The 14758-nt window shown below is 67.3% G+C and carries 13 protein-coding genes; 8 read left to right on the top strand and 5 right to left on the bottom strand.

The window, feature by feature from the left end:
• Positions 1-176: 176 nt before the first annotated feature.
• The gene (locus tag MLE27_RS09780; protein WP_243311883.1) at positions 177-458 is read right to left on the bottom strand and encodes a GIY-YIG nuclease family protein; all 282 of its coding nucleotides are present in this window, start codon (positions 456-458) and stop codon (positions 177-179) included.
• A gap of 114 nt (positions 459-572) precedes the next feature.
• Complete coding sequence (gene purM, locus MLE27_RS09775) at positions 573-1643, bottom strand: phosphoribosylformylglycinamidine cyclo-ligase (RefSeq protein WP_243311882.1); 1071 nt, start codon at positions 1641-1643, stop codon at positions 573-575.
• A gap of 72 nt (positions 1644-1715) precedes the next feature.
• Between purM and MLE27_RS09770 the strand changes: the two genes are divergently transcribed.
• The 6 genes from MLE27_RS09770 (at position 1716) to MLE27_RS09745 (ending at position 8836) form a co-directional block, all read left to right on the top strand.
• Positions 1716-2075 carry a hypothetical protein gene (locus tag MLE27_RS09770; RefSeq protein WP_243311881.1) on the top strand — a complete coding sequence of 120 codons (360 nt, stop codon included), beginning with the start codon at positions 1716-1718 and terminating at the stop codon, positions 2073-2075.
• On the top strand, positions 2072-3100 hold the full coding sequence (amrS, locus tag MLE27_RS09765; protein ID WP_243311880.1) for an AmmeMemoRadiSam system radical SAM enzyme: 1029 nt from the start codon (positions 2072-2074) through the stop codon (positions 3098-3100). The genes MLE27_RS09770 and amrS overlap by 4 nt, the downstream gene beginning before the upstream one ends.
• Before the next feature lie 229 nt (positions 3101-3329).
• Positions 3330-3704, top strand: coding sequence for a 3D domain-containing protein (locus MLE27_RS09760; RefSeq protein ID WP_243311879.1), 375 nt, complete (start codon positions 3330-3332; stop codon positions 3702-3704).
• Between the two features lie 182 nt (positions 3705-3886).
• The gene (locus MLE27_RS09755) at positions 3887-5113 is read left to right on the top strand and encodes a cyclic di-GMP phosphodiesterase (protein WP_243311878.1); all 1227 of its coding nucleotides are present in this window, start codon (positions 3887-3889) and stop codon (positions 5111-5113) included.
• Positions 5114-5147: 34 nt separating this feature from the next.
• Complete coding sequence (locus MLE27_RS09750; RefSeq protein WP_243311877.1) at positions 5148-5834, top strand: hypothetical protein; 687 nt, start codon at positions 5148-5150, stop codon at positions 5832-5834.
• Positions 5835-5992: 158 nt separating this feature from the next.
• Positions 5993-8836, top strand: coding sequence for an ATP-binding protein (locus MLE27_RS09745; RefSeq protein WP_243311876.1), 2844 nt, complete (start codon positions 5993-5995; stop codon positions 8834-8836).
• 281 nt (positions 8837-9117) lie between these two features.
• Here the strand turns inward: MLE27_RS09745 and MLE27_RS09740 are convergent, their stop codons facing one another.
• From MLE27_RS09740 to MLE27_RS09730, 3 genes are read right to left on the bottom strand one after another with little or no spacing between them, the layout of a single operon-like run.
• Complete coding sequence (locus MLE27_RS09740; protein WP_243311875.1) at positions 9118-10341, bottom strand: ABC transporter permease; 1224 nt, start codon at positions 10339-10341, stop codon at positions 9118-9120.
• Positions 10342-10357: 16 nt separating this feature from the next.
• Positions 10358-11983 carry an FmdE family protein gene (locus tag MLE27_RS09735; RefSeq protein WP_243311874.1) on the bottom strand — a complete coding sequence of 542 codons (1626 nt, stop codon included), beginning with the start codon at positions 11981-11983 and terminating at the stop codon, positions 10358-10360.
• Entirely contained in the window at positions 11970-12356 is a 387-nt protein-coding gene (locus tag MLE27_RS09730; RefSeq protein WP_243311873.1) for a winged helix-turn-helix domain-containing protein, read from the bottom strand. Before MLE27_RS09730 ends, MLE27_RS09735 begins: the two co-directional genes overlap by 14 nt.
• 156 nt (positions 12357-12512) lie before the next feature.
• Here MLE27_RS09730 and MLE27_RS09725 point away from each other — a divergent pair, with 156 nt between their 5' ends.
• Together MLE27_RS09725 and MLE27_RS09720 are read left to right on the top strand one after the other, a co-directional pair.
• Positions 12513-13883 carry an MATE family efflux transporter gene (locus MLE27_RS09725; protein ID WP_341482525.1) on the top strand — a complete coding sequence of 457 codons (1371 nt, stop codon included), beginning with the start codon at positions 12513-12515 and terminating at the stop codon, positions 13881-13883.
• Positions 13876-14757, top strand: a complete 882-nt coding sequence (locus MLE27_RS09720; protein ID WP_243311872.1) for a DUF2156 domain-containing protein — start codon at positions 13876-13878, stop codon at positions 14755-14757. The genes MLE27_RS09725 and MLE27_RS09720 overlap by 8 nt, the downstream gene beginning before the upstream one ends.
• Position 14758: the final 1 nt, after the last annotated feature.

Here is a 14758-nt window from a genome sequence, read left to right as displayed (position 1 = left end):
GGGGGGGGGGGGGGGGGGCCCGCGGGCCTCACTGCGCCCCCCCCCCCCCCCCCCCCCCCCCCCGCAGCGTTTCCACAGGGAGACGGCGCGTCTCAGCGCGGCAATACGGGGAAATTGATTTCCGGACACCGGAGGACTGGTCCCCAAACCGGAGGCTGCTGGAAATCCAAGGGACACTAGCCCTCGGGCTGGGACGCCGCAGCAATATCGGCCTGGATGAAGAAGGCGAGCTTGGCGGCCCGGCGCATCCGCTTGATGCGCAGCTCCAGGCGCAGGGCCTCGGCCCTGTCCCGCGCGGGGACGGCGGCCACCAGCTCCACGGGCCTGCGCGACGCGGTGTACTTCGCCCCGCCAGCGCTTAGGCCGTTGTGCTCTGCCAGCCTGCGCTCCACATCGCGGGTGATGCCGCAATAGAGCGTTCCGTCGGAACATTTCAGCAGATACACGGCCCAATCCACGTTCTCACCTCATGCAGCGCGGCAGGTCGCGCCAGGACCATACGGCGGCAAAAAGCCCCCGGCTCCGTAAGGGGCCGGGGGCTTCATCATTCCATGAGGCATGAATCAGGGCGTTCAGCAGGCGCCGCCCTCGCCGGGGACGTCCACCACCACGCGCTCGGACTCGGGCCCGGCCAGCTTGACGATCTCGCCGATCTTCCAGGCCTGCTCGTGCAGGGCCTTGAGCCGGTTGAGCACGTCCTCCTCCAGGGTCTTGTCCACAACCATGACGTAGCCCACGCCGCAGTTGAAGGTCTGGAGCATCTCGCCCCAGCTCAGGTTGCCCGCCTCCTTGAGCCAGTTGAACACGGGGGCCACATGCCAGTGGGCCATGTTCAGGTGGGCGGCCACGCCGCGCGGCAGGATGCGGGGGATGTTCTCGTAGAAGCCGCCGCCCGTGATGTGGCACATTCCCTTGACCGGGAAATCCCGCAGGATGTTCAGCACGGATTTCACGTAGATGCGCGTGGGTGCCAGCAGGGCCTCGGCCACGGTCTGGGAGGCTCCGGGCAGCAGGTCCGAGCCGGAGAGCCCACTCTCGGCCAGCACCTTGCGGATCAGCGAATAGCCGTTGGAGTGCGGGCCGGAGGAGGTGATGCCGATGACGGAGTCCCCTATGCCGATGGAGGAGCCGTCCACGATCTTGGCGTTGTCCACGATGCCCACGCAGAATCCCGCCAGGTCGTAGTGGCCGGGGGGGTAGAAATCGGGCATTTCGGCGGTCTCGCCGCCAAGCAGGGCGCATCCGGCCTCGGTGCAGCCGTGGGCAACGCCCTTGATGACGCGCTCGGCAACGGCCACGTCGAGTTTGCCGGTGGCGAAGTAGTCGAGGAAGAAGAGGGGCTTGGCGCCCTGGACCAGAATGTCGTTGACGCTCATGGCCACAAGGTCGATGCCAACCGTGGAGTGGCCGTCGAACTCGAAGGACAGCAGCAGCTTGGTGCCCACGCCGTCGGTGGAGGAAACCAGGACCGGCTCCTCCAGATTCTGAAGATCGAGTTTGAAAAGGCCGCCGAAACCGCCTATATCGGTGATGACACCCTTGTTGAACGTGGCTTGGGCCAGGGGTTTGATGCGGTCCACCAGATTCGAGGCGGCGACGATATCAACCCCGGCGCGGCGGTAGGCCTCGGCGCGGTCGCTCATGTCTGGAAAGCTCCTTTGCTCGTGATTGGCTCACCCTAAGCCTTCCGCCATCGAAATTCAAGGAGGCGTTGCATGTTGCCTGAGACAGCCCTTCGCCCCGGGCTCGCGGCCCGGACCATCACCCTCTGGCTGGCGCTCTGCGCCCTGCCGCCACTTTTGGGCCTTCCCCCCGCCTTCGCGCAGGGAGACGACGCCGGGGACCGCCCTGCCTCCACCTTTTCCACCTCGGACCAGATGCGCATCGGCCAGGACGACCAGGGCGACAGCGTGATGAGCATCCCGCGCAAGGCCCCCGCCCAGGATCAGACCCCCCAGGTGGGCCCCATCTACGTCTATCCCCAAGTGAACACGCAGCCCTACGGCTATCTGCCTCCAGGGCAGCAGCAGCCCCGCCCCACCCCCAACCCGGCGCCAAGAGGAAGGCCACAATGAACGCCACCCACCCCGCCTCTCTCTGGAAACCCATGGACGACGGCCGTGTGCATTGCAACCTGTGCTGCCACTTCTGCATCATCGCCCCGGGCGAGCGGGGGCTGTGCGGGGTGCGCACCAACAAGGACGGGGAACTGCTGACGCTGGTCTACGGCCTGGTGGCGGCGCTCAACATCGACCCGGTGGAGAAGAAGCCCCTCTACCACTTCCTCCCCGGCACGACCACGCTCTCCTTCGGCACGCCGGGCTGCAACCTGCGTTGCAGCTTCTGCCAGAACCACACCCTGTCGCAGCCGCCGCGCCACGGCGCGGCGATCAAGGGGCAACCCGCCGAACCCGGGGCCCTGGCGGAAACGGCGCTCGATTCGGGATGCCGGTCCGTCTCCTACACGTATTCCGAGCCCACCATATTTTTCGAGTTCGCGCGCGACACCGCCGTGGAGGCCAAGAAGCTCGGCCTGGCGAACATCCTGGTCTCCAACGGGTTCATGAGCCCGGCCTGCCTGGACGAGTTCGGCCCGCTGGTGGACGCCGCCAACATAGACCTCAAGGCCTTCACCCCCGCCTTCTACGACACGGTCTGCGGCGGCAAGCTGGAGCCCGTGAAGAAGAACCTCATCCGCATGCGCAAGCTGGGCTGGTGGCTGGAGGTCACCACCCTGGTCATACCCGGGCTCAACGACACCCCGGAGGAGCTCGGCAACCTGGCCCGCTTCATCGCGGGGGAGCTCGGGCCGCAGACCCCCTGGCACATCTCCCGCTTCCACCCGGACTTCATGATGCCGAGCACCCCGCCCACGCCGCCCTCCACCATGGAGGCCGCCTGGGACCTGGGCAAGGAGGCCGGGCTGGAGTACGTCTACATCGGCAACATGCCCGCCGGCTCCCACAACAACACGGTCTGTCACTCCTGCGGGAAGACGCTTCTGGAGCGCCGGGGTTTCTCGGTGGTGGCGGGCACGCTGGAGAACGGCCGCTGCAAGGCCTGCGGGGCCACGGTGCCGGGCAGGTTCGGCAGCGCCTGAGCGCGCCCTGGGCGCCCGTGGATGAAAAGATGTTCATAAACCGCCGCGCGCCTTGCTCCGTTTCCCGGGGCCTGCTAGACGATTGACCATGACAAATGATGAAGGCCGCGGCGTTTCCTCCGCCGCCGCCTGTATGAAGCCATCCTCCTTGTCGTTTGCGTGGGCCGCAAAAGCCCTTGTTCTTGGCCTCCTCCTCCTTCCGGGATGCGCCAAGAAGACAGCCTGCCTGGTGGAGCAAGACCCTGCCACCCTGTCTTGCTCCCCCACCAGGCTTTTCGCCCTCCCCGAGAAAACCAACACCCTCGACGTAACGGCCATGGCCTATTCCGCCAAGAGCGTTGCGGGCTCCTCCCGGGCCAAGCCCCGGGCGGCCAACGGCGCGCTGCTGACCGACCAGGTCAACGCCATCGCCGTCTCGCCCGACCTGCTGGAGAGCCACGGCCTGCGCCTGGACCAGAAGATCCGCCTCAAGGGCCTCGGCGAGTTCGTGGTCATGGACGTCATGAGCCCCAGGCACACCAGGACCATCGACATATACTTCGGCAGCGACCACGCCGGCGCCCTGCAGTGGGGCAAGCGCGAGCTGACCATCTCCTGGGAATAGAGCCCCTGCCCCGGGCCGCCCCCTGCGGGATGGCCGATTCTTCGTTCCCCAAACGCATCATTGCGACGCTCTCCGGGTTGCAGGCCCGCCCTCGCGGGATGGCCGACCCTGCGCGACCCTTGACGTGCGACTGCGCCCATGCCTAGTGTGCTTTACATTCGTAATTTCAAGACTGTGCCGCGATGCTTAAAAAGGTGCGCATCTTCGACCTCCAGGTCGGCATGTATATCGTCGATACAGGGCTCTCCTGGCTCGACCATCCCTATCTCTACGCCGAGGAAGGCCCCATCAGGTCCGAAGAGCATATCCGCGAGGTGCGCGCCGGGGGTTTTGCCGAAGCTTTCATAGAAACCGACAGGAACCTGCACAACGAGGCCTCGGCCCGCATCTACGACAGGGCCGCAATCGAGAAAGCCGTCAACGAGGCCCTGCGCGACGGCGCGGGGACCTTCCGCAGCAACAAGAGCTCCGCCCTGGCGGACGAGCTTCCGGTGGCCCTGGCCGTGCAGGGCAAGGCCCTGGCCGCCCTTGGCCGGGCCATGGAGGCCGTGGCCTCCGGCGGCACCATCGATCCGGGACCATGCCTGGAGTCCGCGCGCGACATCGCCGCCTCGGTCACCCGCAACCGCGACGCCCTGATCTGCCTGACCAAGCACCACGACGCGGGCAGCTACTCCGTGCGCCACGGCGTGGGCGTGGCCGTGGCGGCCGCCGCCTTCGGCGACTCCCTGGGCCTTTCGCGCAACCAGGTCACCGACCTGACCGTGGCAGGGCTGCTGCACGACGTGGGCAAGGCCCTGTCCCCGGGCGACCTGCTGGACAAGCCGGGCAGGCTCACCGACGAGGAGTACGCCAGGCTCAAGCGCCACCCCGTGGAGAGCTGCTCCGTGATCTCCGGCTGCATGACCCTGCCCGAGCACGTGTTGCGCGGCATCGCCGAGCACCACGAGCGCCACGACGGCTCCGGCTACCCCCAGGGGCTCAAGGGCGCTGAGCAATGCTTCCACGGCAGGCTGCTGGCCGTGGCCGACGTGTTCGACGCCCTGACCCAGGTCCGCCCCTACAAGGAGAGGCTCCTGCCGGACAAGGCGCTCTCCGTAATGTACTCCATGCGCGAGAAGGATTTCGGCCAGGCCCTGCTGGACCGCTTCATCAAGTGCCTGGGAATCTACCCCGCGGGCAGCCTGGTGCGCCTGAGCACCGGGGAGCACGCCGTGGTCTGCCAGTCCAACCCGGATACGCCCCTGCGCCCCAAGATCACCATCGTCTTCGACCAGGACATGTCCCCCGTCCACCCCGTGAGCATGGACCTCTCCGGCAAGGACGGACCCGCCCCGGCCACGCCCGTGAACATCGTGGGCATCGTCGACCCGAGGCCCCACGGCATAAGCGCCCGCCATCTGCTTTAGCCAGGCGCGGCCAATCACTGAAGGAGCATACGGCATGGCCAAGCACGGCCCCTCCGCCGAAGAGCGCAATACCATCGTCGCGAACTTGACCTCCCGCTTCACCTGGCCAATCGAAGAGGAGTTCATGCGCGAGATGTTCGAGGTCGTCTCTGACCCGGCGCGGCGCAAGCACGTGGTGTACTGGCCGCGCGAGTCCTCCGGCCAGACCCCGAGCTTCGGGCGCTACCTGCACCAGATGGTTCACGCCCTGCTGGCCGAGCAGGTCCACCCCCAGTTCGGGCGCCCGAACTTCGCCCCCGGTACGGACCCTTCCCTGCGCAACGCCTACCGCCCGCTCTTCGACGCCGCCCTGGACTGGTACGTCCAGGCCGTGCTCATGGAGATCGCCCCCAAGGCCCAGGGGGACGACATCGACGCCCGCTTCAAGCAGTCGGCCTCCATCCTGCGCCAGGGAGGCGCCCTGCCCAGCCTGGAGTTCGTGGTGGATACGGGCCTGGCCATGGCCTCCTTCCGCTACTGGCGCGGGCTGGAGGTGGAGGCCCCCGGCAAGCTGGGCCAGATCGTCGAGAGCTTCGTCCGCACGGACCCCCGCAAGCCCACCCTGTTCGGCATGCACGGGCTGGTGCGCTCGCTCATGGCCGTTTTCGGCACCCACCACACGAGCCTCGTGCACGACAAGGGTTTCGAACGCTGGCATATCGACCCCATCAAGAAGGGATGAGCCCTCCGCGCTTCCGCAGGCCCTCTTTCCGAACGGCCGACACCGCCGAGCGCACAGGGGCCACGGGGCCGGATCGTCCGGCTACCATTTCCAAATGTTTCGGGACATGATATGCAAAGCCTGACCAGCCTTTTTCAACTTGTTCCAGGAACCCAGGAATGCATCATTCCCCGCCAGAATACCGGCACCTAAAAAAACTCGCACTGTGGCCGGTCATCCTCATGGCCTGCGCCACGCTGGTTCTTTCCATCGCAAGTCCGCCCCGGATTTATTCCCTGCCCCTGCTGAGCAGCACCCTCACGCTGGTATTCCAAAGCATACTGCCCGTCGCGACGGCTGCTTTCGCATCTGTCACGTACATCCGCACGGGCATTCCCGTTTTTCTGATCTTCGGCGGAGGGTTCCTGGTCTACGGGTTGGGCTGCACGCTCATACTGTTCGACTTTCTGCACGCCTTTCAGCATGAGCCGAACATCAGCGTAACGATACACAACACCACCATATTCCTCACATCGCTTGCGTGCGCGGCGAGCGTCATTCTCACGATCAAGGCCGACGTTCCCGTAGTGGATGCTCGACCCCGCAGGTGGGCCAGCCTGGCCTTCACCTACCTGGGGCTGGCCCTGCTGACCCTGCTCATCGCCTACGGCGCCAACCAGGGAGCGCTTCCCCCCTTCTTCGTCCAAGGGGCGGGGCCGACCCCGCTGCGCGAAGTCATCCTGCTGTGCACGATCGTCCTCCTGGCCTTCACCAGCTCCATGTCCCTGCTCAGCCACCTGAGGACCGGGTACGCCTTCCCCTACTGGTTCGGCCTGGGAATCCTGCTTTTCATGATCGGCATATTCGGAATCTTTTTCCAGACGTCCCTGGGGAGCCCACTTAACTGGATATCCCGGTGCGCGCAGTATCTGGGCGCGGCCTATTTCCTCTTCGCCATCCTGGCCGCGAGACAGGATGCCCAGCGCATCGGCAAGATGATGTCCGACGTGCTGGAGGACCTGATCACCGCCGAGCGCCGGAGGGAACAGGCCGAGGAGCGCCTGCGCTTCAACGAGGAGCGCCTGCGCCTGGCCACGGACACGGCGAACCTCGGTTATTTCGATTGGAACATCCGCACCGGCGACACCTACCTCTCCCCGCTCTGGAAGAAACAACTGGGCTACGCCGACGACGAGGTGCCCAACCGCTTCCAGGAGTTCGAGGACCGCCTGCACCCCGACGAGCGCCAGCGGGTGCTTACGCACGTCAACGACTACCTGAGGCGGCCCTATCCCGGCTACGAGCTGGAATTCCGGCTCCGGCACCGCGACGGCTCCTACCGCACCATCTACACGCGCTCCGAGCTCCTGATGGACGAGTCGGGCGCCCCGCTACGCATGATCGGCACGCACATGGACATCACCGAGCGCAAGCTCATGGAGGTCAGGCTGATCGAAGCGGCGGAGGCAGCCCGGAGAAAGGCCGAGGAGATTCACCAGCGCGAGCAGGAATTCCGGGCCCTGGCCGAAAACGCCCCCGACATCATCGCCCGCTACGACAGGGAGCACCGCTACCTCTATGTGAACCCCGCCATAAGCCGGCTCAAGGGCCTTGAGCCCAAGGATCTCATAGGCAAAAGGGTGGGTTGCCGCATGAACATGCAGCAGCGCCAGTGCCTGGAGCAGGCCATCGAGCTGGTGTTCGGCTCCGGCAAGGAGCACATTTCGGAATGGATCTACGAAACACAGGCGGGAGCGAAGTTCTACCAGGCCAGGTTCACTCCCGAATTCTCCATGAGCGGGGAGATCTCCTCCGTGCTGGAGATCGCCCGCGACGTCACCGAGCTCAAGACCATGGCGGCCGACCTGCGCAGTGCCAAGGAGGCGGCCGAGGCCGCCAGCAGGGCCAAGAGCGAGTTCCTGGCCAACATGAGCCACGAGATCCGCACCCCCATGAACGGCATCCTGGGCATGACGCTCTTGGCCCTCAAGCGCGAACTCCCCCCCGACGTTCGGGAATACCTCCAGTTGGTGCAGCAGTCGGGCAACTCCCTGCTGGACATCATCAACGACATCCTGGACCTCTCCAAGATCGAGGCCGGGAAGGTCGTGCTGAACAACCAGCCCTTCGACCTGCTGGAGACCATTGAATCCACCCTCAAGCCCGCGGAGATCACCGCTCGGGTGAAAGGGCTGCGCTTCAGCTTCTCCCACAGCCCGGACATCCCGGCCAAGGTCCAGGGCGACAGCGGACGGCTGCGGCAGGTGCTCAACAACATCGTGGGCAACGCCATAAAGTTCACCCCCCGGGGCAGCGTGACCGTGACCCTGGGCCTGGCCAACACCACGGACACGCTCAGGACGCGCCTGCAGTTCGTGGTGGCGGACGAGGGCATCGGCATCCCCCCCGACAGGCTGGAGGCCATCTTCGACAGCTTCGAGCAGCTGCACTCCTCCGCGCACATCAAGTACGGCGGTTCCGGGCTGGGGCTGGCCATCGCCAAGCGGCTGGTGGAGATGATGAACGGGGCCATCTGGGTCACCAGCGAGCCCGGCAGGGGCAGCACCTTCTCCTTCACGGTGGAGTTGGAGCGCGTGCACGAGGAGGAGGCCCCCCCGGCGGACGCCTGCCGGCTCCCGGAGCCCTCGCCCGCCCTGCGCATCCTCCTGGCCGAGGACAATCCCGTGAGCAGCCTTTTCGCCTGCCGCCTCCTGGAAGACTGGGGGCACAGCGTGGACGTGGTGGAGGACGGCAGACAGGCCATCGAACGGCTTCGGGCCGCCAGCTACGACCTGGTGCTCATGGACGCGCTCATGCCCGAGATGAGCGGCGAGGAGGCCACGCAGCTGATCCGCTCCGGCCAGGCGGGCAACCCGAACGTGCCCATCATCGCCCTGACCGCCTTCGCCCTGCAGGGCGACAGGGAGCGCTTCCTGGCCGCGGGCATGGACGACTACATCTCCAAACCGCTGGATATGGACGAGTTCGCTCAGATGCTCAGGCGGGTCATCGGCTGCGATTGAGGCGGCCGGGATGATATTTTCTCGGGGAGGCGCTGCCTCCCCGAACCCCTCCGGCAGGGGCATGATGCCCCTGCACCCCCAAGTAGCTTCGCGTTCCGGCCTGCGCGCATCGCGTTCTCACGGAACATGATCGGCCCGGGAGGCTTTGCCTCCCGGGCCGATTATTGCGGGGTCCAGGGGGATCATCCCCCTGGCGGGGCGCGGGGCAGCGCCCCGCATCAAGAAAACACTCCTGCTCTCTGGGAGACGCGGGACGTAGCCCCGCATTTCCGAAATCTCTCCTACTCCTTCCCGCGCAGCACCTGGAGCACCTCCACGTTGGCGGCCTGCCAGGCCGGGTAGGCCCCGGCGGCGAAGCCCAGCAGCGCCGACCCGGCCAGGGCCTGCGCGATGAGCCAGCCGTCGTAGACGTAGGGGAAGCCGCCCAGGGAATAGACCACCGTCAACAGCCCCAGGGCGGCCAGAACCCCGGCCGCGCCTCCGGCGGCGCTCATCATGCCCGATTCCAGCAGGAACTGGCGCATGATGTCTGTCCTGCGCGCCCCCATGGCGCGGCGCACGCCGATCTCCAGGCGCCTGGCCCTCACCAGCAGGATCATGATGGAGAGGATGCCCAGCCCCCCCACCGCGAAGGAGAGCGTGGAGCTGATGATGCCAAGCACCTCCACCAGGTCCAGGGCCTGCTGCTTGAGCTGCATGGTGTCCTCGGCGGTGAGCACGGAGAAGTCCTCCTTCTTGCCGCCGGTGATGTTGTGGCGCAGGCGCATGATCTCCGTGGCGGCCGACTTGGTGCGGGCGAAGTCCGTGCCGTCGGCCATCTGCATGAACACGCCGGTGACCCAGGTCTGGTTGGCCATGCGCCGCATGTAGGTTGAGAGCGGGACGAAGATCTGCTCGTCCTGGTCGGTGCCGGAGATGTCCGCGCCCTTCTCCTCCATGACGCCTACCACCACGAGCCCGGCCTTGAAGATGTAGACCACCTCGCCCACGGCCTTCTGCGGGTCGCCGAAGAGGCGCTGGGCGATCTTGAGGCCCAGCACCACCACCTTGGCGCGTTCGTTCTCCTCCTGCCAGGTGTAGAAGCGCCCGAGCTCGGGCTGGAAGGAGCGCACGGCCGGGTAGTCCGGCCAGGCGGCCACAAGCTGGGCCTGCACCGTGGTGTTGCCCTTGCGGATGGGCACGGTGCGCAGCACCAGGGGCACGGCCTTGACCACCCCCGGCAGGGAGCGGATCAGGGCCTGGGCGTCCTCCAGGGCGAAGGTGTTGGCCCCGCCGGGGGTGCGGGCCGCGCCGCCGCGGGTGAAGCGCACCTGCCCGGCCAGCACGGCGAAGAGGTTGGGGCCGAGCTTTTCGACCTCTATCTCGGCCTGGCGCAGCATGGCCTTGGAAACGTGGCGCACACCGGTAAGGGCCAGGGCACCAAGAAAAACGCCCAGCATGGCCAGGGCCGTGCGCAGCTTGTGCGTGGCCAGGGCCTGCAGGGCGATTTTCAAGCTCAGGAGCATGCCGCTCCCATACCGTCTACTTGCCGAACGGGCAATGCGGGAAGGAGCAGCGCACGCAGTTCATGCAGAAGCCGCCGTGGCCAAGAGCGGCCAGGTCCGCCCGGGTGATCTCCTGCCCGGCCAGCACGCGCGGCAGCAGGATGTCCAGGCTGGTGACCTGGTGGAACAGCGCGCAGGCGGGCACCCCGATCACGGGCACTGTCCCGGCCCGGGCCAGCAGCAGCATGTTGCCGGGCAGCACGGGCATGCCGAACAGCTCACCGCTCACGCCCGCGTCCTGCAAACCCTTGCGGGTCACGTCGCCGGGGTCCACGCTCATGCCCGCCGTGGTCAGAATCAGCTCGCAGCCGCTCCGGAGCAGTTCGCGCGCGCCAGCGGCTATGGCCTCTGCGTCGTCCGGGGCGAAGCGCACCTCGGCCAGTTCCGAGCCCAGGGCCTGGAGCTTGGCGGCCAGCACGGGGGCGAACTTGTCCTCGATGAGTCCGGTGAACACCTCGGAGCCGGTGATGAGCGCCCCGGCGCGCAGACGGCGCAGGGGGGCCACATCCAGCAAGAGCGACCCGGAGCACAGGGCCAGGGCCTTGTCCAGCACGGCGCGGTCCAGGTGCAGGGGGATGGCCCGCACCCCGCCCACGGCCTCCCCGGCCTTGACCAGGCTGCCGTGGTGGCGCACGGAGAGGGCCACGTCGGTGAGCGCGTTCAGGGCCTGCAGGCGCTCCACGTCCACGGTGAACAGGCCGTCGCGGGCGGCCAACAGGGTGATCTTGCCTTCGCGCGGTGGCCCCGCGGCCTCCAGCGCGCCGCCCTGGCAGAGCGCCCCGGCCAGGGCCGTGGCGGCGTCGTCCTCGTGGACGAACCCGGCCTCGGGGCCGCCCTCGTCCTCCACGAACACCTCCATGCGGCCCATGCGCTGCAGGCGGCAGAGGTCGCCCGCGGTGATGGTCTGGCCACGCTGGAAACTGGCCTCCTTGGAGACGCCGGGCTGCACCTCGGTCATGTCGTGCAGGGCGCGCCTGCCCACGGCCTGAGCCACGGGCACCGCGCGGGGCCTGGGCGCGGCCTCGGCCCGCAGCACCGGGGAGCCGCCCAGGCAGCCCTTGCACAGCCCGCCGTGCTTGGCCGGGTAGGCCTCGCCGCAGGCCGGGCAGACGGCGATGGAGCCCTTGTGGTTCTTGCCCAGGTATGCGGCCGAAACCTGCACCCGGCGCACCGTGAGGATGGACTCCCCGGCTTCGAAGATTTCGTCCGCCAGGGCTTCGGTGTCCTGCTCGGCCTTGGGGGTGCGCTTGAGGAACCAGCCCGCGATCTCCGGGTAGGGGCCGAGCAGGGCCGGGTCCATGTGAACGCGGAAGCCCTGGCCGGTGTACTTGTCGTAGAGGGTCAGGGCGTAGCGGCCCAGATCCAGAACCCGCAGCCAGCCGTTGCCCACGGTGCAGGGGGTGAAGAGCTGCACCGCGTCCGGCAGGCAGGAGGTCGTCTCGCAGGCGGCCTCGAAGAGCGTGCCCTCGGGCAGCCTGCGCCGCGCGGCGTCCACCATGAACCCGCCCACCAGCAGGCCGGGAGCTGCATAGTTGTGGAACCAGGTGATCCGCTCCACGTATTCCGCCCGGCTGAGGCCGCAGACAAGCCTATCCTTGAGCATTGCGCTCCTTCTCCTTTGTCTGGAAAGATTCCACCGGCCATGGGAACGTCTCCCTGGCGCGGGCCAGGGCGTAGCGTTCCACGTCGTCGTGCCAGGACTTGAAGTCGACGGTCAGGCGCTTGCCCAGGGCGGTGAGCACGAAACCCTTGTTGCCCGGGGTCTTCTCCACCAGGGGCTCGCCCACGATGGCCTCGCTGGCCTTGAGCCTGCCCCAGGCCGCCCGGTAGGACATGCCCATCACCTGGGCGGCCTTGTTGAGGGAGCCTGTCTCCTCGATGCGCATCAGCAGCTCCGCCCGCCCCAGGCCCAAAAGCATCCCTTCCGGGACTTCGAGCCAGGTGTGCAGGCGCAGCACGGCGTAGGGTGCGTCCATTGGTCACCTTTCCCTAAAAAAACATATATGCTAGGGCTAACATAACTAAAACCTCGGCACAAGCCTGCCACCGGCTGAAGCACGGTCGACCCACCCGGCCCCAGAGGGCGATCCCCCATTGACCGCACGCCCGCGCTTACGTAGGCCTTGAACCCCGTGAACATAGACACCTCACGCCCCTACCGCTCCATCTGGCAGCTCACCTGGCCGCAGATCCTGATGATGGTCTTCAACTTCCTCATCGGGGTCGCGGACGTGGCCGTGTGCGGACGCATCGGCCGGGAGGCCCAGGCGGCCATGGGCCTGGTGGCCCAGGCCCTGTTCATCTTCCTCACGGTGGCCATCGCGGTGTCCAACGGGTCGGTGGCGGCGCTCTCCCAGTCGCTGGGGGCGGGCAAGCTCAGGCGCGCGGCGCGCTACGGCGGGCTGTGCCTGCTCTCCGGCGCGGCCCTGGGCGCGCTGGCCCAGGCCGGAGGCCTGGCCTGGCGCGACGGCTTCCTCGGCCTGCTCAACGTGCCCGCGCCCATGCTCGGCCCAACCAGGGAAATACTCACCGTGTTCCTCTGGCTCCTGCCCATCAACTACCTGTTCATCATCACCAGCGCGGTGCTGCGCGCGCACAAGCTGGTCATGGCCCCGCTCTACTCCATGGGCCTGGTCTGCCTGGTGAACGCCTGGCTGGACCTGGGCCTCGGGCTGGGCCGCTTCGGCCTGCCGGAGATGGGCTACATCGGCGTGGCCTGGAGCACCTTCGCCTCGGTCTCCGGCGGGCTGGCGCTCAACTTCTGGCTCATGCGCCGGGCGGGCCTGCTGCAGGCATCCATGTTTCCGCCGCTGCGCTGGGTGCGCCGGGCCTGGTACTACATGGCCAAGGTGGCCCTGCCTTCGGGGCTGATGCAGGTGGTCTGGCATTCGGGGTACATGGTGCTGCTGGCCGTCATCGGCGGGCTGCCCTCGGGCGGGGTGGAGGCCCTGGCGGGTTTCGCGGCCGGGGCGCGCATCGAATCGGGGGTGTTCCTGCCAGCCTTCGCCTTCAACCTCACGGCCTCGATCATGGTGGGGCACTCCCTGGGCGCGGGCGATCCGGCCGAGGCCAAACGAATGGGCTATCGCATCTGGCTGCTGGGCACGGGGCTCATGAGCCTGCTGGCGCTCGCCCTGTGGCCCTTCCTGCCGGAACTTTCCGCCGCCATGGCCCCGGACCCCGTGGTGGCGGCCGAAACCGTCTCCTACCTGCGCTACAACCTTGTGGCCGCGCCCTTCAGCTGCACCAGCATGATTCTTGCCGGAGCTTTGACCGGGGCCGGGGCCACGGTGTACAACCTCGTCGTGTTCGCCGTCTCCATCTGGTGCGTGCGCCTGCCCGTGGCCTGGTGGCTGGGCTGGCGGGCCTGGGGCACCGCCGACGGCGTGTGGCTTTCCATGCTTGTTTCCCAGGCGTTCCAGGCTTCGGCCCTGCTCGTCGTCTACCGGGTGAAGAACTGGGCCCGGTTCGCCATGACAAAACCCAGGAGTTTTCGTGAATAGGCCTTACGTCTCCCTCTCGCTCGACAGGCGGGAGGACTACCTCGCCCGCCTTGCGGGCTGCCCGCAGCGCACCTCGGACTACTCCTTCGCCAACCTCTGGGGCTGGTGCGAGGAGTACGGCCTGGAGTGGTCCTTCGGCGACTCCCACGTGTGGCTGCGCCAGACCCGCCCCGAAACCATCTACTGGGCGCCCATCGGCCCCTGGCGCGACGTTGACTGGAGCCGCTGCCCCACCCTGGCCCAGGGCGGCACCTTCACCCGCGTGCCCGAGGCCCTGGCCGAGATCTGGGCCGGGGCGATGCCCGGGCGCGTCCACGCCGAGGAGGCCCGCGAGCACTGGGACTACGTGTACTCCGTGCCCGAGCTGGTGGCCCTCTCCGGCAACCGCTTCCACAAGAAGAAGAACCTGCTCTCGCAGTTCATGAAGGCCTACGACTACGACTACCGCCCCCTCTCCGCAGACTGCATCGAGGAGGTGCTCCAGATGCAGCTCGAGTGGTGCCAGTGGCGCGAGGCCGAGTGCGACGCCACCCTGGAGGCCGAAAACCGGGCCATCGCCCGCGTCGTCAAGGACTGGGACCGCCTGCCCAACCTGCTGGGCGGGGCCATCCGGGTGGAGGGCCGCATGATCGCCTACACCGTGGCCGAGGCCCTGGACGACTCCATGCTGGTGATCCACTTCGAGAAGGGGCACACCGCGTTCAAGGGCGTGTACCAGGCCGTGAACCAGATGTTCCTGGACAACCTGGACCGCGAATACGCCTACGTGAACCGCGAGCAGGACCTGGGCGACGAAGGCCTGCGCAAGGCCAAGATGAGTTATAATCCTGTGACGTTCCTGAAGAAGTTCACCGTGACCGTGAATCCGGCATAGG

It is taken from the genome of Fundidesulfovibrio agrisoli (assembly GCF_022808715.1).
Classification (GTDB): domain Bacteria; phylum Desulfobacterota; class Desulfovibrionia; order Desulfovibrionales; family Desulfovibrionaceae; genus Fundidesulfovibrio; species Fundidesulfovibrio agrisoli.
The sequence above is the reverse complement of the archived record's forward strand: the minus strand, read 5'-3'. Positions and strand labels throughout refer to the sequence as shown.